Origin of the sequence: Paenibacillus sp. L3-i20, from assembly GCF_022180385.2 — a bacterium.
GTDB lineage: Bacteria > Bacillota > Bacilli > Paenibacillales > Paenibacillaceae > Pristimantibacillus.
The window spans coordinates 627,868-651,729 of sequence record NZ_BQME02000002.1 but is presented as its reverse complement, the minus strand read 5'-3'; the positions used below and the strand labels follow the sequence as shown (position 1 = coordinate 651,729).

The window sequence follows — 23,862 nt, the reverse complement described above, 5'->3', positions numbered from 1 at the left end:
TAGTTGCCTTATTTCAGGATTAAATCATCCTCTCATGTTAAGTTGCTACCTCCCTCCTTACAAAAAAGAGCCCCACCATAGACACTATAGTGGGGCTCACTAATCATAAAATTAATTTATAACGTTTCCTGTTAAATCACACTTTTTTAAACTCGATCCAATCGATTTGCAATCCCGGTTTAACGAAATCAAGCTTCATTTCATAGAGACCTGCTTCCAACTCAACTTTAACAAGTTTTTGCTTCACCCATCTGCCATCTGTTCCATTTGTTTGTATTGTCGTCATTAATTGATTGTTAAGCGTTACGTTACATGCACTTTGAGCCAATTCAGTTTCCAGCGACATCATATTAACAAAAATTCTATATACACCTGTTTGTTCAACATTAATATAGGTCGATCCGACATTAGCAGGTTTGATCATAGTATCCTGAGATAATAATTGCACGTTCTCAAGTGAACGTGATGGTATAGCAGCAAAAGTCTCAACCTGCTCTTCAATGACTTGTTCCCTTCCGAACACAGGTGCTTGCATTAAGAACTCACAAATATTTATTGCACAGCGCTGTAACTCTCCACGAGTAAGGGTACCATTTGCCAGCGATTCTATCGTATTATCATCCCATGCATTCGTTTCTGCACCATAATTGCTGACGACCATATAGAGATCATTTTGAGCTCGAACCATCCAATTTGTAAGTTTCCGATCTGCAGGTCCGCCATGAACAACATCGTTCATAATTGCCCACCAATCGGTCATCACGATACCTTTAAAGCCCCATTCTCCACGCAAAATGGTCGTATTTAGATCATAATTGGATGCGGCCCAATGTCCATTAATTGGGTTGTACGACGTCATAATTGAATTCGCACCGCCTTGTTTCACAGCAATTTCGAACCCTTTCAAATAAATCTCACGCAAGGCACGTTCAGACACGACAGCATCTACCTTGCTGCGATGTTTTTCCTGATTATTGCAGGCAAAATGTTTTAGTGTAGCATTAGATCCACCCTTCATAATACCGCGGGTACAAGCAGCAGCTATAACGCCAGAAATTAGCGGATCTTCTGAGAAGTACTCAAAGTTACGTCCATTCAGCGGACTACGACGAATATTCATACCTGGTCCAAGTAAAGCATCTACATTGTTGCTAACTAATTCTTTGCCCTCCATAACATAGAGCTCCTCGACCAAATCGACGTTCCAGGTTGCTGCAAGCAATGTGCCAATTGCAATCTGAGTCGCCTTCTGCCCGCTATCCATTCGAATTCCAGATGGGCCATCTGCTGTACATCCTACTGGAATTCCGTAGCTGAACAAGCTGTCGCTTACACCACCGAACGCTGATGCCGTACCAGAAGTAACAAGTGGACTGCTCATACCTTCGCCTCTCACAATTGCAGCTAGATCCTGATCGCTAAGTTGCGCGACGAATGTTTCTATACCAATTTTCCCGTCATAAACATCTCGCAGTTTATATCCTTTATTTCCCGTTTGCTCGATCGTTTCTGGAAGGTTCTTTTCGATCCGTTCTGCCATCGATATTTTGCGAGTTGGTACCTCTTCGAAAATAAGTGTATAAGTGCCATCTTCATTCCGAACACCTGGCTTCATTCTTGTGAAGCCCTCTTTTGGAGCCATAGCCTCTTCTAATACATTTACAACTTGAAGCTCGTCAATAATGAAGCCACGTTGTCCTTCAATCATTACATCCTCTAGTTGTTTGACACTATTCCCTACATAAAAACAATATTCACCTGCTTCAAGAACATAAGTAGAAGAATGACCCGTCACGCCACTATCATCATAAGAAGCCATAGAATGAAGCGAGAAACTTATTGTTACACTTTGAGATTCGCCTGGTTCAAGAAGCTTTGTCTTCACAAATGCTGCAAGCACCTTGGCAGGTTTTCCAAGTTTTCCTTGCGGAGCTTCATAATAAACTTGAACAACCTCTTTACCAGCAAAAGAAGTTCCCGCATTCGTTACGGTTACGGCAACTTCTATATATTTTCCGTCCTCTTTAACAACTAGTTTGGCTTCTTCGTGCTCGATATTGAAATGGGTATAAGACAATCCATAACCAAATTCGAACTGAACTTTATTCGGGCAGAACGTCTCAAAATAACGATATCCGACATAAATATCTTCTTCATAAACGCTTCTAAATTCATTGCCATAATTGCGAGTAGAAGGATAGTCTTCAATGGAGTAAGCAATCGTATCCGTTAGCTTACCGCTAGGTGTCACGTCACCAGCCAGCACATCAGCAATCGCATTACCGCCTTCCATTCCGCCATGCCAAGCATAAACTACACTTGCAATCGGGAAGACATAGTTATCATCATTCATCCAACTCATATCAATAATATTTGATACATTCAGTACAACAATTGTTTGGTCAAAATAAGTTGTTACCTGCTGTAACATAGCCTTTTCTTCCACTGTGAGTTGGTAGCTGCCTGGTGCGTTTGCATTATCTTGATCTTCTCCTGCAGTTCGTCCAATGACAACAATTGCCTTATCCGAATTACTTCTTGCAGTTGATACTAGCTCATCTGTTAAAGGCATTTCAGCTTGGTGCCAGGGCTCTGCTGCCCAGCCGCCGCCACCATTATCAAATGGATTTTTTTCTATCCATTCTGTGTATACAGTTGCTAATTGTTCATTAATTGTAACGTTCTCTTTACTCCGAAGACCGTCTAATAGATTTGTTGTATATGCAACATGAACACTACCGCCTGATCCAGTACCGCTGCGATAATAATTAGTTTGAATTCTACCAAAGATAGAAACTTTATCATTGTTTTGAAGCGGAAGAGCATGTCCTTCATTTTTCAACAATACTGCGCCTTCTGCTGCTACTATTCTACTAAATTCAGCAAAACCTTCTAATGGAATTCCTTGTGTTTGAGTACTCATAAGCTGCCTCCCAGTTATCATTCGAGTAGTGGTAACATCCCTTGAAGGATGAAATCGAAACGTTTCGATTAGTATAGCATATCAACATACATTTTAAAATTCGTTTATTGTGAACGAGTAATGAAAACCCTAGAAACTCTTTCAACTGATACTAGATTCTTATTATCTGGGACATGTATAAGTGAATAAAAAACAAGCTGATTCCGGTATAAGACCGTCGTCAGCTTGTTTCTTAGCGATATTTTTCAACATCTACTAAAGCGGGGTTTAATTTCTAACGGGGTTAATGATTTAAGCCTACTATTATTATTGAGCTTGCCACAAAGCTGCTGTTGTACTCGGCTCCCAACCAGTTAGTGAAGTATGCGGTTGAAGACATTTGTACGTCACGCCATTATAAGAAACTAGTGCATTCACTGCATAAGCAGTGTTTGCAGCCCATGGTGTAGCAGCAGAAACTTGTGCAGTTGTAACGGTAACAGCATTACTATTACCAGATTCATTTGAAGATGGATCAATAGCACGAACAGTATACGTGTACGATGTATTCGGAGTCAGACCCGTAATATACCTACTGGTAGCCGTACCCGTTACAGTTGCAACCACAGTCGAGCCGCTATAAATGCGATAACCTGCAATGCCTGCTGCATCAGTAGATGGATTCCACATCAATGTGAGTGAAGTCGTACCCGCTGGTCCCATAACGTGTAATCCCGTCGGGTTGGTTGGCGGAGTTACATCGTTCGCAAGTGGACTGGTAGTAACTGAGACGCTGTTGCTGGCGGCAGAGCGATTTCCGGATGGGTCAACAGCTTTAACTGTGAAAGAAAAGGTCGTTCCCGCAGTCAAACCGGTTACAGTTGTGCTCAGCTGGTTGCCTAGTACAGTAGCGACTGGTGTTGTGTTCGATCCAGCATAAATTTCATAATTTGCAACTCCATTTGCATCTGTAGATGCGCCCCATGATAATGCAGCAGTTGTTGTACTAACTGCACCCGAAGTCAAACTCGCAGGTGTTGTAGGAGCTATATTATCGACTGCTCCAAATTGTACATCAATAGCGTTGTACCATGCATTTGGTGTGTTAGAAATATCCCAAACAGCTAGAATGATATGATAGCCTGTTCTAGCAGGAACGTTACAACTGTGGGACAATGTTGTTGGAGGCGCTTGCCCGTTTCCTTGAACTGTACAGAACGGTGTAAGATCAAGTTGTGCACGAGTTAGCGGCGCATTAGGATCCCAATTAGCTTTAGTAATAAAATAACGATAGCTCGTTGTTGCGTGAGGTGCTGTAAATTTCCAAGTAAATGTATTTGTACCACTGCTTATAGTTGCTTTGTGCCAACGTGTGGCTGTTTGTGCATCGAGATTTGCAAAGCCAGCTAGGCCTGCGCTCGCGATTTTCCCGTCAGCTGGACCAGCTGCTGGAAAATTTTTTAAACCTTCAAGACTTTGCGGCTCATGAACGATGCTGCCGCAGTTTGTATTTAGACCTGTTTTACATTTTATAGCCCGGCTGCCTGGAGAATCCACATAACCGTGAGCAGAAACCGACTTGGAAAACGCAAGCATACAGGCTAATATAAGCAAAGCACCACCGCAAACAACCAAAATACGCATCATAAGATTCGAATTAAATTGAAGTTTCATTGTCATTACATTACCTCCCAGGTTTTTGGTATGGTATTGGTATCCACCCATCTCCTAACATCAAGTAAAGTAGCGTTATTAATTGCCTCCTTTCATCCACGTGCACAGACAAAACAACGTCACATTACTAAAAAGATATCAGCTCCTTATAAATCGATTTATATAAACTCTTATGAGCTTATACACGCTTTGGATGCATAATAGTTGAATGAATTGGGACTGTTTTGAAAAGACAGGATGGGGTAGGGTCAAGCGCTATGTTACTTCTTTCCGGATGTATGGACCGACTTTTTGCTAAGTCAAATGATCCTAGTTCGGATACTGGCTGAGGAATGTTGAACAACTCTATCATAATGCAAGCGCTGTCATATTTGCACTGATATTTTAGAACTATTATTAATAAGGTCGAACTAGGTCCTTCCTATACTCTCAATGTCCTACATAAATGATAGTATAGGTCTGAAAAGTTCAACCTATTAAGTGTATAGTCACGGAATTTATGACGAATGAAACATCATTACTAAGAAAAAACACTAATTATGATAGAAACTATCATAACTTAATTCGGCTTTTATTGACATTTGAACAAGTGAAAGAATAGCTAATTTATGTTGCCCAACAATAGATGAGGGTCCCCTCCCCGCTCTCCTTCTTTATTATGAGGTAGTCGGACTTCAAAGAGCGTACGTATCAAATTGCTTTGTGCGGAAATTGTACCTTGATGTTGCGTCACAATTTTTTTGGCAATAAACAAGCCTAGGCCAGTACTACCTTCGTGATACGTTCGCGCTTGATCACAAACAAAAAACATATCGAATATGTGCGGCAGCTCTTCCTGTGGAATACAAGCACCATAATTAATCACTTGGATCACAACCTCTTCCCCATCGAGATTGCAATGAATATCTATAAAATGACCATCTGTTCCATATCGAATCGCATTCGTCAGCAGATTTTCAAATACCCGTACCAATACCTCTCCGGCACCTAAAACCTTCAAATTTGGAGTTATATTCAACCTAGTTGTAAAGCTGTTATTTTCAAAAACAGGATATAACTCCTCATTTAATTGGATGAGAAGCTCGCTAATATCAAGCGACTTATTTTCAATGGGAAGATTGCCGTAGTTCATCCGAATAACTTCGAACAGTTCATCAATCAGCTTTGCCAATCGTTGAGATTTAACAAAAGCGATATTCGCATAGTGTTTTATTTGCTCATCGGACAATTGATCTTCCTTAAGAATTAAATCCAAATAACCTAAGATGGAAGTCAGTGGCGTTCGCAAATCATGAGCCAAGTTCATCACTAATTGCTCCTTGCTACTCTCTGCAAAATCTCCTCTCTCCAATGCTTGCTGCAATTTTTCACTTGCTAGATTAATACTTTTCGCAATATCCCCGAATTCATCCTTTGATGGAATAACAACAACACTTTGAAAATTTCCATTTGCGAGCTGATTAATTCCGTTGGAGATATCTCGGAAATAAGCAACGTACCGTTTCGTAATAAGAAAATAAAACAAAAAGGAAAGCGGAAAAAAAATAAGCAAAAAAACATTGATGTCCCCTACTTCCCTTATAAAATAACGGATTTTAGTAGTGGGATCTTCGATCTTCGTCTGGTAATAATAAAATTTGAGCGCTCTATAGATCAGATAGGTAATTGTACCTGAATAAAGCATGCTTAAACCAAATAACACAACCATTTTAAACCTAAAACTTCGTATTATATTAGCCATTGAATGTATATCCAACTCCCCACACTGTTTTGATCAATTTGCTTTTATGATTGTCTTCCCCTAGTTTTTTGCGCAAAGTACGAATATGTACGCCAACCGTATTGCTACCACCGTAATAGGCTTCGCCCCATACCTGTTTAAAAATATTTTCCGAACTGTAGACTTTTTTAGGATAACTAGCAAGCAGATACAAAATATCAAACTCTTTCGGAGTTAGTTCAACCGTTTCGCCGTACAGGAGTACGGTCCGTTCTTCGACATAAATGATCATCCCACCCGCTTCCAAAGTAACTTTGTTTACTTGTTGCGATTGATTAAGCTGTAAATACCGCCTCAACTGAGCATTGGCACGAGCAACCAATTCCATTGGATTGAACGGCTTGGTCACATAATCATCTGCTCCTCTTACTAGTCCCGCAATTTTATCGAGATCGGTCACTTTGGCACTTAAAAAAATAATCGGCAGTTGATGATGTTCCCGAATTAGTCTTGTTACTTCATAACCATCGAGTTTGGGCATCATTATATCTAAAATAGCCAAATCAATGATATTCGTTTGAACAGCATGTATAGCTTCTTGCCCATCACTTGCTTTAATGCAGCGATAACCTTCTTTTTCCAAATGAAACGCGATCAAATCAGCAATCTCGGCTTCATCATCAGCGATTAGAACGGTAGTCGACTTCATTCATTCCCCTCCCCATGAACCGTAACAATAACACCGTCCACATTGTTTCCAGAAATCTCATAGTGACCATTCCTTGGCACTAGTATGGACGTATTTCTTGAAACGGAATAATAGGAGATTTCATAATTTTGCTGATCTATAGTAGTCGTAACAATCATCTTTTCCTTCAAAAAATTCAAGTATTCTTCCAATACAAAATTATTTTCCTGCATAATTGCACTATGCGGCAAACCTACATACCGATAATGCCAAGGCTCATACATCGTTCCTGTTACTTCCGTTTTGTCCTCTGGATAACGTAATATAAATCCATATTTCCATGCATTATCTTTCAACCATTTTCCTTCTGGTGCTTGATCCATCTTCGCTAAAGCCGAACCAATATCAATCGATAAACCTAAGTTATGTTCGCTATGGCCGGCTGGCATTGCAACTTCTGGACCCAATTGTTGATAGAGCTCGTGTTGACTTTCCATATCTCGATAACCGCTGTTAATTATAAAATGATTAACACCATCTTTTTCTGCAGCCTCAATCATCGTTGAAAATTTCTGCAACAAGTTTGGAGACAATTGAATGGTGTCATCCATTAAACCAAACCCATCGAATAATTCCTCGTTCTGAGATAAATGGATCACATTAGATTCTGAATCCCATTCTTGTATAGGAATATCTTTATTCACCAACAACAAATTACCCTTGTAAATCTGATCTGATGTTACTTTAACTGCCTTTAAGGCATGATCGATCCTTTCGGGAGTCGTAGTCACCTTTGGAGCTTCACCGGTATCTCTTAATGATATCTCGCTAACGATATTTGGGTATTTTTGAGCAATCCCAGAACCCAGTAGTAAGCACAAAACAATTCCAAAAATCCACTTCTTCATCTTAAGTTTCCTCCTATTTAATCTGTATCTCTACAATAGGGAAAACTAATTAAAAACAATTGTGTTAAGTATGAGGTTTTTCTTAAATTTCCATAATAAATAGTGATGTGATACGCTCGCCATAAATGTCAAAAAGCCCCCCGCTTGAGAAAAAAGTGAGGGCTGTTTGGCGTTATTCATTTAAGTAGATGATTATTCGGCTTTGGATTAATTTAGCCACATCCTTAACAGACTTTTGACCGCTAAAAAATGCGATAGCCTCATCGTAAATAATCGATACCACTTTAGCGTCCACATTTGCATAGCGATTTGCTGAATTAATCGTCACTCTGAATTGCTCAAAGTCTTCATCCGGCACTTTGGCTTGTTCCTCGTTAGCAAGCTTAAACGTTCCGCTTTTAATTTGTGCTTGAATGTTATCAAACTTCTTTTCATTCAAAGCTTTCAATAGTGAAAACCCTTCTCTTTCTGCTAGCGATTGTGCTTCTTCTGATAATAAGAAAGCTACAAACTTCCAAGCCTCCTCTTTAACTGAAGAGTTGGCATGGATCGCAAGTTTAGATGATGTTACAATTCTAGCTTCACCAGATTGTCCTTCCCCATGTGGTCTTTGCAGCAAATTCGGATTAGAAAATAATAGATACGGTCCATCGATGAAATCTGCTGGAGAGAACATACGAGCAGAATTGAACAACGGATTTTCATTTTCTACCGGAGTCGAAGACAACACGTTATCATCATACATCTGTTTGATGTGCAACAGCATATTCTCAAATAAGGGAGATTCAAAGTTTGCTTTCTGATTAATAGGGTCGACGAATTCATTGTAGCTGTCCATTACCATTTCTTGAAGGATCAGTTCTGGTGGGTTATTGGTTAACGCATACCGATGATCTTTGCCTTTCTCTTCTTCCTCACTCATAAGCTGCTTCGTAATGTCGGCAAACTGTACCCAGCTCCAGTTTTTATCGTTGACCTTCACACTTGTATTTTCCAGAACTTCGCCATCCCCAATGAATGCACTCAGAGAGAATGCGGAAGGCATCGTATATAAACCTCCATCTATTTTTGATGCATCCAAAATGTTCATCTGCAAATCATCTTTATTAATCGTTTTGTCTTGATCCAGCCATTCACTCATGTCCACAAGCAGCTTTTTGTTGATATACTTTCCTTCAGGCAAGCTGCTTGTTTCGATAATATCAGCGCCTTTTCCAGACAACATAGCTGTATTCGTCGTTTTTATATAATTTTCTAGATCGCTGAAACCTGCCCACTCTTGACCCGGTTGCTTAAAATATTGGAATTGCAGATCTATATCTGGATATTTCGCCTCGAATTTTTTCTCTGCTGCCTCGTAAAATGGGTCAGGCATCTTAAGTGATAATGTGACGACTGCTTTACCATCTTTTGTTTTAGACTTTTCTTTATTCGCCGTATCCCCACTGCTTCCAGCGCTGCAAGCAGTGGTCACCGCAAGCAGCACACAGCTAAATATAATCCCTAATTGCATTTTCAAAGTCATGGTTTGAGCTCTCCTCTATCATTTTTTTATTAACGTAACTAGCTCTGCCTATTGCAGACGAACTCGATTATTATCCTGTAAAGGCTCGCTGCTTTCCAAAATAATCAAATCATTTTCATATACATTATCCGATTGGATCATTGTTTCCTTATCATTTTTCTCATTGGAATGGATGCGCACTTTATGTACTACAAAGTCATTTCCAAGTGCACCTCTCTGCTCTTCAATTTTGTAAATAAACATTCCTTCGCGATCTTGATGAATCGCCTCATTAGAAATTAATAGACCATTCTGCTTTGATTTTTTCGTCAGTTTGATATGGGCTTGCTCACCCCCAATCAGAGCAGAGTCAGTGACCTTTACATGAAGAAGCTTCTGTTCTATCGTCTCCGTGTTGTCGGACTCTTTAGCAGATGAATACCCCAAACGCGGCTCTACATCCTTCAATTCTATAATTTCTCCTTCTATTGTCTTCGTCTTTTTATCCGACTTCACTTGCACCTTGACTTGCACTTTATCTCCTAGTGAAATGTCTAGGCTCGACAACAAATCAGCGTCTGCCATAAACGTAAATTGATAACCGTGACTAAGGTTCGCGATCACGACATCAGATTCTCCCGATGACGATAATCCTTCTAAAGCACTAACTTTCGTGATAAATCCATCAAATGGAGCTGAAAGCTCCTTATCGTTAGCTAATTTAACTTTCATTTCGTCAATTTTTCTTTCCTGTACGCCTATATCGAGTTTTTGCGTCTCTATGGTGCGACTTGCATTCCGAATCTTGATTTCGTCGCCTTCCATGCTAATGAGAATAAACTGATCATGAAATTGCTGCAGAGCAATTTTTTGCTTTTTCAATTGAGCTTCTTCATCTTTTAATTCACGTTCAGCAGATTGACTGTCATAGGATATAAGTTTTTGCCCACGCTTCACACGATCTCCTTCCTTTATGAAGATTTCTTTAATTTTCCAATCCGATGGATTCACTAATTTAACTTCAACAAGCGGCTGAATATTGCCACTGCCTTCAAGAGTATGAACAACACTACCCATTACAGATTGTTCTGCTCTTACTTTCGGTAAAGTGAGCGATTGCAGCGTATTGCTGAGCAGTGTAAAAAGAACTAACAACAACATAAACACAGTAAACAAAATCCCAATTATTCTTTTGCTCCGACGATCTTTAAGTTGTTCATTTAACCTCATTTCCACATCATCTTTCTCCTATCAGCAGAATCTATCCTTTAATGCCAGACAACTGAATGCCTTCTATGAAATAGGACTCAGCATATAGAAACAACAGAAGCATTGGAGTCATATAAAGCATTGATGCAGCAAAAGCAACACCTAACTCATCCTCATTAATTGTTGCTAAATAAACCGATAACGGTTGCTTAAACGGATCATCTAGAAAAATAAGAGGCTGCTCCACCATGTTCCAATAATCAACAAACAATAAAACAATAAGTGCAGCTATACCTGGCTTGACCATTGGAACAATAATTGTGCAAAATATGCGCAAATGCCCGGCTCCGTCAAGCTTCGCCGCTTCAATATAGGCATATGGTATGTACAACATGAATTGCCTAAGCATAAACACGCCAAATGCTGCGAAAATACCTGGCAATATAATCGCATTTGCGGTATGAAGCAGTCCCAACTTATCCGCCATAATATAATTCGGCACCAACGTGACTTGAAACGGCATAAGCATGGTCAAAACATAAACGAGGAACATCGTTTCTCGACCACGAAATTTCAGCTTTGAGAATGCATAAGCAGCCAGCGCCGCTACAAGTGTCTGTCCAACGATAATCGGGACAACCAAAAATACGGAATTCCAAAACATGATTAGAAATTTCGGGCCGCTTACCAAAATTTCACCGTATTGCTCCAATGACAATAAGTCCGGCAAAAGTTTCAAATTAACGAACGTATTCGTATCGTCAAGGGACGTCTCATTCATTTCTCCTATTAACCCATAATTGATACCTATTTCTTGTTCAGTCATGAGTGAATTGGTAAACGTAATAACAATTGGGAAAAGCAGCACTACTGCAATGACAAACATAAAGCCGGTTAATGCACATTTTTGTAATACCTTTCGTGTACTTTGCAATCCATTCTCCTCCAGCCTTATTCCATAAACTGCCGGAAACGGCGTTCTATCGTAAACAGTACTAATACAATGATTAAAATGCAGGCTACCATTAATGTTGCTGCAGCAGTCATCTTTTGAATGTCCAGCGACATAAACATGTTGTTCATATAATGCTGCAACATATATATACTTTCGTGTGGGTAATCGCCAGCGATTAAATACGTTTCCCGAAACACCTTGAATGAGTTAATGATAGACATCAACACAACAAAAAACATTGTAGGGGTCAGATAGATTAGCGTAATGCTGCCAAACTGTCGCAAACGTCCAGCACCTTCGATTTGGGCTGTTTCATAATAATCATGTGGAATTTGCTGAAGTCCAGCCAAAAACAAAATGATGTTATAACCGATGTTTTTCCACAAATAAACGATGATTACAACATTTCGTGCTGCATCTGTTTTCATCCAATCCGTTCGTTCTACTCCAAAATAATGGAGCCAAGCATTAAGCGACCCATTCCAATCTAATAGTATTTGCCAGATTAAAACGATCGAAGCTACAGGTATAACAAGCGGAATAACAAATGCGGTTCTCAACCATTTTCGAATGAACATATTTTGATTCAAAAGCAATGCAAAACCTAAAGACAGCACCACCATAACAGGAACACTTACAATGGTAAAATAAAAGGTATTGGCTGCTGCTTTCCGAAAAGAATCGCTTTCGATAAGTTCACGGTAATTATCAAACCCAACAAAATGGCCATCTACCGGACTATCTACAAAAGAGTAAAAAAAACTCAAAGCAAATGGAATAAAATAAAACAGTGCAAACCCAATTCCGCTCGGTGCGAGAAACATCAAAGCAGCGGAAGCATCATGACGGAACCATTTTTTCATTAAGAATTTATCCTTTCAAAGTCTTTTTCATTCTTCCTTTCCTCCTGCCTCATGCATTTAGAATAAAGTGAACATTTTAAATAGAAGTAGGGTAAAAGATAAAGTTTTTATTAAAGCGTCAAACAGCCCTCATCTTTTTATCAAGATGAGGGCTGAAATAAGCTGATTTAATTATAAAAAACGTGCATTCATTCCAAGTCTACTAATCGCCGTGTTATCTCGGTGCGACAATTCGCAATAAATAGGCTTGTTCGTATACATACTGCAGATGATCTTCAATCGTATTAAACCATTTCTTTCCTGATGATACATCAACAAAATCCGCAGGAGTCATGCGACGAATGCCGATCTTGAATCCCTCTTTTAAAAAGGCATTTGCAACAGAATCTATCGTATGCTCTTGCATTGGCAATGCTGCGTTGCTATTAATTCTATCTCGAATGTTCGGCAAGCTGGGGTTGCCGGAATAATCAACAAAAGTAGCATAATAGACGCCGCCCGGCTTCAATACCCCTTTTATTTTGATAGCGTGATCATCAAGATCGGGGAGTAAATAAATAACAGCAAGGCTAAAGGCATAATCAAAATAATGTTCATATTGCTCCGGCATTGATGTAGCTAAATATTGAATGGGCAAATGCCCTTTTCTACTGTTAGCAACTTCTATCGATTGACGAGCTAAGTCAGTGCCAATTCCTTGTTTGAAAGGCCTCTCTTCATATAGAAGTCGAAGGAACCCGCCTTGATTACAACCAAAATCAAGAACATTGCTTTCACTTAGATCTTCTACAGGAATAAAACGGAGTACTCGCCTCCAGTGCGGCAAATGATCATCCTCCATCCCTTGTTCACCTTCACCTTTATACTCCCACCAAACATCATACAATGATTCCTCCGTCATCTTTTATTCCTCCTTTATTCGTTTCTCATTAGACAACGCCATACATCCCGCAATAATAAACAAACCGCCTATAATCGTTATCATGTCGGGCACTTCTTCCCAGAATAAAAAGCCAAATAGCGTATTCAGCACGATCCCAAAGTAGCTTACAACTTGTACAACAACCGCATTAGAATAAGTAAAGGCTTTTGTCAGAATGAGTTGCCCAAGTAAAGAGATGATTCCTATCAGTAACAGAAATAATCCTTCACGTACATTTGGTAGAACAAACTGTCCCCACATGAAAGGAACAGCCACAAGCGTTGAAGTTGCTACAAAATAAAACACGATCTCATAGGCGTGATGACTTTTGCTTAAAAAACGAATAGATATTCCTGCTGCTGCAGCGAAGAAAGCGCTTAAAAGTCCAGCAATCGCATAAACAGAGTAACTAGAATATTGATAAGGTTTAATCAGCAGCAGCGCTCCAATAAACACTATTGGTAGAAGCGACCACGTTCTGCGCGAAATTTGTTCCTTAAGAAATACACCAGACAAGATGATTACAAATATAGGCGACAAATGAGCCAAAATACTTGCGTCTGTTAGCGGCATTTTGGCAAGAGTGTAGAAATAAGCCAGCATGTATAGACCGCCTAAAACACCTCTCAAAGCGAGCATCGGAATCCCTTTTCGAGAAAAGGAAAGTTGACTTTGCCGCATGAGCACTACTATTAACAGCGTACCAATCAGACCTCTAAAAAAAGCGATTTCCGCAGCAGGAATCGTACTGCTTACTTCTTTAACCAATGCATTCATTACACTAAACACAAGAGATGATAATAAAGCGAGCTGAACACCGTTTCTCATGTGAACCTCTTTCATCACACGTAATGATGGGACTAAAACTCCATTTCATCCGCAGCTGCAACTAACATGCGAGTATAGACATGCCGATTTTCACTCCAAATATCTTTACTGGAAAACAAATCGACCATGCGCCCTTCCTTCAAAATAACAATTCGATCGCTCATTTGTTGAACAGCCGCAATGTCGTGTGAAATAAATAGATAGGACATGTTGAGGTTATTTTGCAGCTGTTTGAGCAGTTTCAGAATTTGTGCTTGTACAGTCACATCAAGACTCGAAGTAGGCTCATCACAGATTAGCAGCTTTGGATTAAGACTGATGCCGCGCGCTATCGCAACTCGTTGTTTCTGTCCGCCGCTAAGCTCATGGGGATAACGATCAAGATGTTCGGGTTCTAAACCTACCATTTGGAGTAAACATGCAGCAGTTTCCCGCCGAGATTGTTTTGCTTTTGGAAGAAACGGCGGTGATACCTTCGGGAAATTATCTAGTGGTTCGATCACCGAACGCCAGATGGGAAGCCGATTGTTTAATGAAGCCGTTGGATCTTGGAACACAACCTGAAAATATTGACGCAATAACCGACGTTTTCGATCAGGGATATGAACTAATGAAATACCATCAAATCGAATATCTCCACTGTCCGGCCTTTCCAGAGCAAGAAGCAGTTTAGCAATTGTACTTTTGCCACTCCCACTCTCACCTACAAGTCCAAGACATTCTCCTGCTCCAATATCAAATGAAATATCGTGAACAGCACAAACTTCTTCTCTGCTATTTTTGTACGATTTGAATAGTTTATCTACCGATAATAATGCCCCCATTAGGATTAAATAACCTCCTTACTTAGTCAATTTAGGGCTTGCCGCTAATAACAATTTTGTATAGGGATGATTTGGACAATCACGAATCGTCCTCGCTGTTCCTTGTTCAACTATTATTCCGTCCTGCATAACCGCAATGTAATGGGATCGTTGCAGCACCTGTCGCAAGTGATGGGAAATAAGCAGCACGGCGCAGCCTGTATCTGTTTGCAGCTGTGCAATTAAATCCAAAATCAATGTACTTGTAATCACATCCAAAGCTGTAGTCGGCTCATCAACAATCAGAAGCGAAGGCTCAAGCATTAAAGCAGCAGCGATTGCAATTCGTTGTCGTTGCCCGCCGCTGAGCTGAAATGGATAACTTGCAAAAACTCTATCTGCTGGAAGTGCTACACGAGCAAGCCAAAGCATAGCTATTTCCTTTGCTTCATTATTTGTCAACTTCCTATGTGTTCGGATCATCTCCATCAATTGACTGCCTATTTTGATAAAGGGTGTAAAGCTGCCTTGATAATCTTGAAATACATAGCCTATACGGTTACCCCTTAATTGCTTTCTTAGCTGCTTCGTCCACTTACACAAACTTTCGCCTTGAAACAAAATGTTGCCCGCCCTGATCCGAAGCGCTTTCGGGAGAAGTCCTGCAACGGCACTTGCAGTAACACTTTTACCGCTGCCGCTTTCGCCAACAAGCGCAAGAGTTTCCCCTTTGTTAATCGAAAAAGAAATGCCATGTACAAGTGGTTTGCACTTTTTATGAAGATAAGCATCGATATACAATTGCTCTACACGAAGTACTGCTTCGCTCCCAATGTCAGAACCTATTTCTGTACGTTTCACATTAGAGTCAACAGTGTTTACAGTCTTTTCGCTTATCGCTTCTATAAACATACTGCACCTCTCATTCCAAGTGTCCCACTAGCTTACTCGTTGTAACAACCCGTTTATGTACGGTTGCGAACGTCTAGTTTATCTCGTAATCCATCACTTAACAGATTGCATGCTAACACGATTATGAAGATAGATAGTCCCGGATATATCATTAGCTGCGGCGCAGCTTGGAAATAAGGCCGACCATCACTTAACATAGCTCCCCATTCCGGTGAAGGAGGCTGTGTGCCCAAACCTAAATAAGATAACATCGATATGAGCAGGATCATTCTTCCTACATCCAGTGATGCCATGACCGCTAACGGGGAAGCAATTTGCCGAAATAAATGCCGGCTTATTACCGCCCACGTCCCACTTCCTGCAACAATAGAAGCAAGTACATACTCCTTTTCCCTCTCAGATAGGACAATGCCGCGGACTAAGCGTGCATAACCAATCCATTTCACAAAGCAGATGGCAAGCATAACTTGAAGTAATCCCGGTCCAAGAAAACCAGCAACTGCTATCGCAAGTAAAAATTCTGGTACTGCGCCTAGCCCATCTGTAATTCGCATAAGAACACTATCTACTATTCCACCTCTATAACCTGAGAATAGTCCAATAGGTACACCAATAGAAACGACAATCAATATGAACAGAAATGAAGTACCTAGCGTCGTACGAGCACCCTCCAATAATCTCGAAAATAGGCATCGCCCGAGATGGTCCGTACCGAGTGGATATTGCAGACTTGGAGAAAGCAACCGATCTGACATGTTTACAAGCAAAGGGTCATTCGGTATAATCCATTGGCCCAGTATAATCAACACTATTGCTACAACAATGAATCCTATTCCAATACATATCATAGGATTGCGCAGCAAATTTCGTCCTACTTGACCAAATCCTCCCTGTGCGGGGGCTATAACCAAAGGTTTGTCATTCAAGCTCGTTTCCCCCTCCCCACACGAATTCTGGGGTCAAGCAGTCCGTAACTGATATCAACAGCCAAATTAGCAAGTACAATAAAAAAACCCGAAATGAGAACATACCCTTGAATGAGCGGATAGTTCCGCTGTGTAATAGCCTCCATTGCCATGCTGCCCAAACCTGGCCACCCAAACAACGATTCCGTAACGACTGACCCTGCCATCAAACTGCCTATACTCATCCCGAACACCGAGAGGATGGGCAACAAAGCTCCTTGAAGAGCATGTCTCATAATGATGCTCCATTCCGCTATCCCCCGTGCGCGGGCTGCACGAATATATTGCTCCGATAAGGTTTCAAGCAAGCCTGCACGCAGCAGTCGAATATACTCAGGTGCCATTACAAAACCTAATGTTATAGAAGGTAAAATCAGATGACTTAAACTTCCTTTACCCATCGTTGGCAGCCAGTTTAATTGATACGAAAATACGTATATGAGCAGCAAACCTAACCAAAAGCTTGGAATAGAAGAACCTATGAGGGCAACAAAACGACTAATATGATCCGGCAAGCGTCCTTGATGTTGTGCGGCAAGCACACCTAATGGAACCGAAATCAGCAACAGAACAATAAATGCACCGATCGTTAATGAGACAGTTGCTGGCAGCCTTTCCATCAGAATGTCCCAGACATCACGGTTATTCATATAAGATCTGCCTAGATCAAAGGTGACTACCCCTTTTAACCAACTGCCGAACTGTTTGTAGAGCGGCATCTCAAGACCCAGTTCCGTACGAACAGCATTCTGATCACTTATTGTGACTGCGCCTTCATTTGCTTTTAAAATAGCAAGCACCGGATCTCCTGGAGCCAGCTTCATAAGAACAAAGATAACCAAGCTCACGATCATCATGACAAAAAGAAGCTGGACGAACCTAAACCCGATATGCCGAAGCATATTAATTCACATCCATTTTATTCGTCACGATATAAAACTCTTCCGCACCTGGCTTCCACCCGCTCACTCGAGTATTCAATCCCACCAATATATTCGGGTTGATGATGTAGGAATGAGGCAAAGTTTCTTTTATGATTTGAACTGCCTGTTTGGTCAGCTCATTGCGTTTATTTATTTCTCCCGTTCGATTTAGCTCTTCCAAGATAGGAGCAAGTCCCTCTATGTTAACGTTTGCCGCATTAGAAGAACCGCCTTGAACATAAGCAGCGTTTAAGAATGAACCACCATCTCCGCGCGGTGATGTTAAATAGCTTGATGTAGAGATATCCCAGTTGGAATGATCCGCAATAAAGACATCCGGATATTCAACAGATAGAATTTCTACTTTTATTCCTACTTTTGCGGCTTCAGACTGAACAAGTAGCGGAATAAGCGGAAGTTCAGGATTCACACCTGTAAAGGCAATTAATTTAAGTGTTAACGGATTTCCGTCCTTCGAAAGCTTGCCGTCACTTCCTTTCTGGTAGCCTGCACTCTCCAATAGTTGCAAAGCACCTGCTTGATCAAGCTTTTGATAATCATCTTTATTGCCGAATGGCAGTGATGAATGGAATGGACCATTGGATGGTGTTGCATAACCAAACATAATATCTTTAACAATTGCGTCTCTGTCGATCAGCTTATCTATCGCTTGTCGAATCCTTTTATCGCTGACAATTAAACTTTTTGGGTTATACGTAAAATAATGAGTTCGCAAACTGGATACGGAATCAAGAGATAATTGTTTATCCTTTTGAATAGCGGCAAGCGACTCAGGAGCGATATGATACACAATATCCGCTTGCTTGGATTGGAACGCCAGAGTTCGGACATTAGCATCCGAATTAAATTTAAATACAACCTCGTTCAGCTTGGCTTTGCCGTCCCAATACTTATCGAAGCGCTTCAACTGTACTTCATTTCCCGGCAGGAAGCTGGTAACTTCAAAAGGACCTGTGCCAACTGGCGCGTTATTAAATGTTTCTTTCCCTAGCGTCCGCTCGGCTGCAACACTTATTATTCCTGCTGTTGGATGTACCAACTCGGTAGGAAAAGCGGGAAAAGGTTCCTTCGTTTTAATTGTTAACTGTTGGCCATCTGGCTCCATCTCAGCAATTTTAAGCGCCGCTTCAAGAGCTTTACTATCCTGAATCCCCCGCTCGAAAGAAGCCTTCACCGCAGCAGCATCCAGTTTTGTTCCATCTTGAAATTGTATTCCATCACGTATGGTAAACACCCATGTCGTATCATCCTTAGCATTCCAGCTTGCTGCGAGCCAAGGAGCAAGTTGCATGTCAGCATTCAGACGAACTAGCGTTTCAGTTACCCCTGCACGTAAAGCGATCCATGTATTGTGTGGATCAAGCGAATCATTAGGCAAGCTGTGAATAATGGTAACTCTCTTCTGGTTGTCTACCACTTCTGTTTCATTGTTGCTGCATGCCGCAACAACAACTACGATAAGTGCCAAACAAAACAGTTTCAAAACGTTACGAACACGAGTGTTAAGATGAATGAACATCTTTTAATTCCCACTCCTCCCTATTCATTTTTAGCAGCTCTTCATATATTGCATTAACTTCATCAGCTGTCGTATCCACATTCATGTCAGATCGGCATGTATGATGTCCATGCTCCTGCATAAACGATGCTACTTTTTGCTCAAACCGATTAATAAGTTCTACTGTTTGCGGCATAGCTAAATCGAATCTTTGTGCTAAGCCATACAGTAGTTTGAGTTTCTTGTAATCTTCATATGGAACTCTTGGAATAACCCACTTTCCTTCCTTGTCTTGTGATACTTGTACATAGGGGAATGCAGAAAAGTCCGTGTATTTCCCATTCTCATCAGGTTTAGAAAAAGGATCTATCAGTATGGAAGAATAGCGAATATAAAGCAGATATTGTTGCTTCGTTTCATCCATTTCTACAAAACTTTCGACATCTTCTCTTGAGAGAGTCGTTTCATGAACAGGATAATTATCATCATTCAAAAATTTCAGTAGGTTAAGAGGTTGTGCTTTAAGCAATTGTATAAAAGCAGAAGTCTCTTTCCAAAGTTGAAGCATTTCTTTGATCGTATGTTGCGTAATAGGTCCTTCAGGATATAGTTTATACATATATTTTGTTGAACGAACATGACTGAAAATTTCGTGAAGAGAAAAGTCATTGATAAAAAATGGAGGATGGACATAGGCTGTAATGCTTCTACTTTCGGCTTCAATGGAATGCGAAGTGATTTCACATGCAATACCAAGGCTCTCTATAAAGTCTTTCACGTTGATAAGAGCATGACTATTAGGTTTATTTGAACCAACAAAAACTTTACGCTTCAAGCCTTTTACAATAGATGTAATTAAAGTGGAGCCGCGTGGGTCGAATCTTGTTGCGGCATAATACGTAGACAAACTTATTATTTCGATAGAATCATTACATTTGGAAACAGCACTTTGTACGAGTAGATTTGATCCAATCCCTGGCGATAGAAGTAAAATGGTTTTAATTTCTGTTAATTTATCCAGGTTTAATTGTTTAATCACGCTTAAATACGTGTCACAAGGGGTACATAGTATAAGCGTTTGCCAAACATTATCAATATGTTCAAAACCTTCGTAAAACCGAGTCAACTGAACCTCGCCAGAAAGATGACTTTTCGATTCTACCTGTACGACCGTAGAAATGTTGCCCGAGCAGCTTTCCAGCTCTTGCTTTAATCGGTCAGTATGAGTGCCTTTGCGATTCGCCAGACCTAATTGCTCGCACCAACCTTTGGAAATATCCACTGCTACATGTATAGCCGCTGGACCAGCTCCGATAATTAACACATTCCCAAATCGAGATACTCGTTCTGTCTGAATCATCCGCTAATCACCGTCCCAACAGACAAGCGACTCTTTGACTGAATAATCATTGTATCGTAGATGCTCTTGCCATGAGGAACAGGAGTCATATCCCAGTCTTCCGACAAGTCTATTTCCAATGGGTAGTTGAAAACAGACTTTAATCCATTACCGTACCTCAACATAATTTTCGCCTCTACATTAAGATTTTTTTTTAACTCCTCCAACACCTCATACTTGTTTCCAACAAGCGAAGCAATAATGACATGAGTAGCATCTTTTAGAAACGATTGCTCTTTCAAAGAGTTTTCCGAAAATAGTACTTTAGCTTGCAGACCAAACACTTCAGCTACTCGCCTTCCTAGATCTACAGCTTCACGATCAATATCTAGGCACAAGACGTCCGCACTTGTTTCCTTCGCAATAGTCAAAGCAGTTGTTGGGAACGCCCCAGAACCAACGAACAGCACCTTAGAGCTTGCGCCGATACGAAAATTGTTCAGTTCATCCTTGACCGCACTGGATAATATCGTTAAATAATCGCTTTTATCCATTTTTTTCTCCAGTGTACTAATGGATTGATATTTTTCCATCTCACATAGTGCTTGTGTTGAGGTGTGGCGAAGCTGGTTGCTTTGTTGTTTAATCTCCTTGTGATGCCCCCATAGTTGCCATTGCTCTTCGTTTTGTTCACTGGTCATGAAACGGCACAGCTCATCCAACTTTAATTGCAGCAACTCAAAACAATCCGAACATTTTTTTGAAAAAAGTGTTAATTTCTTAATTTCGTACTCAATGGATTGCATAGAAAGCAAAAAGGCGTACTTGTGCTTCATCATTTCCCTCCATTTCGCTAATCACTTTTTAGAAGCTATGCAACTTGCTTCTGAACGAATGGATATGTAAGCTTCCCCCTGATAATAACCGAGATTTATCATTCCAAAATGACTCTTTAGAGTCATTTTATGCAGCAATCATTTAACGTATTTCATTCTTTGTGGAGTCAAATAGAAAATTGGCAGTACAGTAATTGCCACCTTGGTGTACGATTGCGATTAGAGGAAGGTTGGTCTTTTCCAATGATTCAAGAAAGGTTAGGAATCACAAGCAACCTTGTTCTTTTAAAGTATTACCTATCGTTTGTATCCGACCCCACGCTTCCTGATACGTAAACGTCTATACAAGTCTACTTTTGCCGTAAAGCTAATTTTGCCACACCTCAGAATTTATGATTTAGTAAGGAAGGATTACAGAAATATAGGATCGAATAAGAATAAAACACTATTATTGGGATGGAGTGATACTCTTTGGATTGTCTCGGATGTAGAATTGCTAACGGAACTGAACCTAACTTAAACATTGTATATGAGAATGCACTGTTAACTTGTGTACTCGATATTAATCCATTTAATGAGGGGCACATCCTCATCCTTCCCAAAAAACATTATTGGGATGTTGAAGAAATAGATTCGGAGACTGCCTATGCGATTATGGACGCTTCTAAGAAACTGTCAACTGTATTAAAAACTTTGTTTAATCCAGATGGCATCAGCATCTGCCAAAACGGCGGAGTATTTAATGAATTGACCCATTACCATATGCATCTCATCCCAAGATATGTTGGGGATGGATTCTCGTGGAGTGAACCATTGCATCCGCATGGAGCTGAGAAACGATTAAATCAAACGAAAGAAAAGATTTTAAAGGTTATAAAAAAATGAAGGAGTCGATTACGACTCCTCCTCTCATCATGATGATGGATCTTCTACCGGAAAGTTTCTACATGCTCAAGTAGAAAAGCGTCGATAGTGCGTGGATCTCTACCTAACATTTCCTTTACAGTGTTAGTAGGTACTTCTGGTACGATCGTAGACATCGTTTGAATCTCTACAACATGGTTAGCAAGCCAAGGAGGCATATTTCCGCGCTCGATCAAATTCCGAGATAAGGCTTCAGGCTCAAGATTCATATAAGCAATCGGCCTATTGAGCAATACAGATAATTTATCAGCAATCTCGGAATAACTGAATACTTCCTTACCAGTCAGTGTATAAACTTGTCCTGATACTTTATTGTTGGTTAAAGCTTCCGCAGCAACATCCGCTATATCACGGCAGTCTATAAAGTTGCATGGCGAAGTACCCATACAGCCATAAAAAACGTTTTGATTTTTGATTGCAGGTGCGAACCTTAATACATTTTGCATGAATGCATAGGGTCGAAGTATGGTATGAGTCAAACCTGATTGCTGTAACATCCCTTCAATTTGACGATGCCAGTTGGCTACTTCTACTGGAGCACTTTTTTCAAAAGCAGGACTTGAAATTTTTACGATATGTTCGATCCCAGACTGGGCTGCAATCTGAATAATAGCAGTTTCCATTTCGATTTGATGAGGACTATTAGCCATCGTTAGAAATAGTTGTTTGGCTCCTTTAAACGCACGCCGAAGTGATTCAGTATCAGAAGCATCAGCAGATACAAACTGGATTGCTGATTGGTCATAAATTGCCATACTTTTACGCATTTTCTCAGATTGTCTGCTTACTGCCGTAACAGGCACACCCATTTGAACTAAACGTTTCAATAACTCGTTTCCTATCGTACTGCTTGCTCCCATAATAACTATCATTGTTATCTTCTCCTTTTTGGTGCGACGGCTAGATGCCATCTCCATGTCACTATCGTGCTTGCAATTAAACCGGATGTAGGGAAATCAATCCATACTCGATCAACCCATGTCAGATGATCCACTGCAAAAATAGTTCCCACTACATCTGATGTCATCCATGCTAACAATAATCCAAACGAATTTCCCACCAATGCAAACATCCCTACGATGAGCAAATGAGGTGCGCGTACAATCCACTTTTTGTGAATTCCACGTTTGATTAGCCATAAACCTAACATCCATGCTATGAAAGCAGATGTCCCGCCAATCGTTGTTAGTGCTGCTAATTGAAGCTCTTTGTCACCAATAATCAGTCCACCTATACTTGCCATTATTGCTGGAGCAGCGTAGCCCATTAAAACTTCACGCCACAGTACAAATAACTTCCGTTTTGAACCATCGTTGTTATCGAAAGTACCATCACTTTTATTCACAGAAGCAGCCTTGTTCATATGCTAGTCCTCCTTTCTATAATAGTTTGGTCAGGTCCATATAATTAGGGACCTAACTATATAGTTGTAAAAATAGGCTAGCTGGACTAGCCCATTTACTCCTAA

At 40.4% G+C, this 23,862-nt stretch carries 21 protein-coding genes; 1 reads left to right on the top strand and 20 read right to left on the bottom strand.

What is annotated here, in order from left to right; genetic code table 11:
• Window positions 1-136 precede the first annotated feature (136 nt).
• The 18 genes from MFF31_RS16325 to MFF31_RS16240 all read right to left on the bottom strand — a co-directional run bounded on the left by MFF31_RS16325 (window position 137) and on the right by MFF31_RS16240 (window position 21,473).
• A complete protein-coding gene (locus MFF31_RS16325; protein WP_238189278.1) occupies window positions 137-2,923 on the bottom strand; it encodes a glycoside hydrolase family 3 C-terminal domain-containing protein in 2,787 nt (928 codons plus the stop codon).
• 306 nt (window positions 2,924-3,229) lie between these two features.
• A complete protein-coding gene (locus MFF31_RS16320; protein ID WP_238189276.1) occupies window positions 3,230-4,582 on the bottom strand; it encodes a lytic polysaccharide monooxygenase in 1,353 nt (450 codons plus the stop codon).
• Window positions 4,583-5,177: 595 nt separating this feature from the next.
• Entirely contained in the window at window positions 5,178-6,317 is a 1,140-nt protein-coding gene (locus tag MFF31_RS16315) for a HAMP domain-containing sensor histidine kinase (protein WP_238189274.1), read from the bottom strand.
• The gene (locus MFF31_RS16310; protein ID WP_238189272.1) at window positions 6,310-7,005 is read right to left on the bottom strand and encodes a response regulator transcription factor; all 696 of its coding nucleotides are present in this window, start codon (window positions 7,003-7,005) and stop codon (window positions 6,310-6,312) included. The genes MFF31_RS16315 and MFF31_RS16310 overlap by 8 nt, the downstream gene beginning before the upstream one ends.
• Window positions 7,002-7,892, bottom strand: coding sequence for a M15 family metallopeptidase (locus MFF31_RS16305; RefSeq protein WP_238189270.1), 891 nt, complete (start codon window positions 7,890-7,892; stop codon window positions 7,002-7,004). The genes MFF31_RS16310 and MFF31_RS16305 overlap by 4 nt, the downstream gene beginning before the upstream one ends.
• A 172-nt stretch (window positions 7,893-8,064) precedes the next feature.
• Window positions 8,065-9,417 carry an ABC transporter substrate-binding protein gene (locus MFF31_RS16300; protein WP_238189268.1) on the bottom strand — a complete coding sequence of 451 codons (1,353 nt, stop codon included), beginning with the start codon at window positions 9,415-9,417 and terminating at the stop codon, window positions 8,065-8,067.
• A 48-nt stretch (window positions 9,418-9,465) separates the two neighbouring features.
• The gene (locus MFF31_RS16295) at window positions 9,466-10,626 is read right to left on the bottom strand and encodes an efflux RND transporter periplasmic adaptor subunit (protein ID WP_238192069.1); all 1,161 of its coding nucleotides are present in this window, start codon (window positions 10,624-10,626) and stop codon (window positions 9,466-9,468) included.
• Window positions 10,627-10,657: 31 nt separating this feature from the next.
• Window positions 10,658-11,491 carry a carbohydrate ABC transporter permease gene (locus MFF31_RS16290; protein WP_238192068.1) on the bottom strand — a complete coding sequence of 278 codons (834 nt, stop codon included), beginning with the start codon at window positions 11,489-11,491 and terminating at the stop codon, window positions 10,658-10,660.
• A gap of 65 nt (window positions 11,492-11,556) precedes the next feature.
• On the bottom strand, window positions 11,557-12,423 hold the full coding sequence (locus MFF31_RS16285) for a carbohydrate ABC transporter permease (RefSeq protein ID WP_238189266.1): 867 nt from the start codon (window positions 12,421-12,423) through the stop codon (window positions 11,557-11,559).
• Between the two features lie 214 nt (window positions 12,424-12,637).
• Window positions 12,638-13,324 carry a class I SAM-dependent methyltransferase gene (locus MFF31_RS16280; protein ID WP_238189264.1) on the bottom strand — a complete coding sequence of 229 codons (687 nt, stop codon included), beginning with the start codon at window positions 13,322-13,324 and terminating at the stop codon, window positions 12,638-12,640.
• A gap of 3 nt (window positions 13,325-13,327) precedes the next feature.
• On the bottom strand, window positions 13,328-14,173 hold the full coding sequence (locus MFF31_RS16275; protein ID WP_238189262.1) for a DMT family transporter: 846 nt from the start codon (window positions 14,171-14,173) through the stop codon (window positions 13,328-13,330).
• A gap of 32 nt (window positions 14,174-14,205) precedes the next feature.
• Window positions 14,206-14,997, bottom strand: coding sequence for an ABC transporter ATP-binding protein (locus tag MFF31_RS16270; protein WP_238189260.1), 792 nt, complete (start codon window positions 14,995-14,997; stop codon window positions 14,206-14,208).
• 18 nt (window positions 14,998-15,015) lie between these two features.
• The gene (locus MFF31_RS16265; RefSeq protein WP_238189258.1) at window positions 15,016-15,888 is read right to left on the bottom strand and encodes an ABC transporter ATP-binding protein; all 873 of its coding nucleotides are present in this window, start codon (window positions 15,886-15,888) and stop codon (window positions 15,016-15,018) included.
• Window positions 15,889-15,941: 53 nt separating this feature from the next.
• Complete coding sequence (nikC, locus tag MFF31_RS16260; protein ID WP_238189255.1) at window positions 15,942-16,814, bottom strand: nickel transporter permease; 873 nt, start codon at window positions 16,812-16,814, stop codon at window positions 15,942-15,944.
• The gene (nikB, locus tag MFF31_RS16255; RefSeq protein WP_238189254.1) at window positions 16,811-17,755 is read right to left on the bottom strand and encodes a nickel ABC transporter permease; all 945 of its coding nucleotides are present in this window, start codon (window positions 17,753-17,755) and stop codon (window positions 16,811-16,813) included. The genes nikC and nikB overlap by 4 nt, the downstream gene beginning before the upstream one ends.
• A 1-nt stretch (window position 17,756) precedes the next feature.
• The gene (gene nikA / locus MFF31_RS16250) at window positions 17,757-19,316 is read right to left on the bottom strand and encodes a nickel ABC transporter substrate-binding protein (protein ID WP_238189251.1); all 1,560 of its coding nucleotides are present in this window, start codon (window positions 19,314-19,316) and stop codon (window positions 17,757-17,759) included.
• Window positions 19,300-20,655: an opine metallophore biosynthesis dehydrogenase gene (locus tag MFF31_RS16245; protein WP_238189250.1), complete on the bottom strand. Its 1,356-nt coding sequence runs from the start codon at window positions 20,653-20,655 to the stop codon at window positions 19,300-19,302. Before MFF31_RS16245 ends, nikA begins: the two co-directional genes overlap by 17 nt.
• Entirely contained in the window at window positions 20,652-21,473 is an 822-nt protein-coding gene (locus MFF31_RS16240) for a nicotianamine synthase family protein (RefSeq protein ID WP_248565503.1), read from the bottom strand. The genes MFF31_RS16245 and MFF31_RS16240 overlap by 4 nt, the downstream gene beginning before the upstream one ends.
• Before the next feature lie 468 nt (window positions 21,474-21,941).
• Here MFF31_RS16240 and MFF31_RS16235 point away from each other — a divergent pair, with 468 nt between their 5' ends.
• Window positions 21,942-22,355, top strand: a complete 414-nt coding sequence (locus MFF31_RS16235; RefSeq protein WP_238189245.1) for an HIT family protein — start codon at window positions 21,942-21,944, stop codon at window positions 22,353-22,355.
• A gap of 44 nt (window positions 22,356-22,399) precedes the next feature.
• Here the strand turns inward: MFF31_RS16235 and MFF31_RS16230 are convergent, their stop codons facing one another.
• Complete coding sequence (locus MFF31_RS16230; RefSeq protein ID WP_238189244.1) at window positions 22,400-23,266, bottom strand: SDR family oxidoreductase; 867 nt, start codon at window positions 23,264-23,266, stop codon at window positions 22,400-22,402.
• Window positions 23,267-23,268: 2 nt separating this feature from the next.
• On the bottom strand, window positions 23,269-23,757 hold the full coding sequence (locus MFF31_RS16225) for a hypothetical protein (protein ID WP_238189242.1): 489 nt from the start codon (window positions 23,755-23,757) through the stop codon (window positions 23,269-23,271).
• Between the last annotated feature and the right edge of the window lie 105 nt (window positions 23,758-23,862).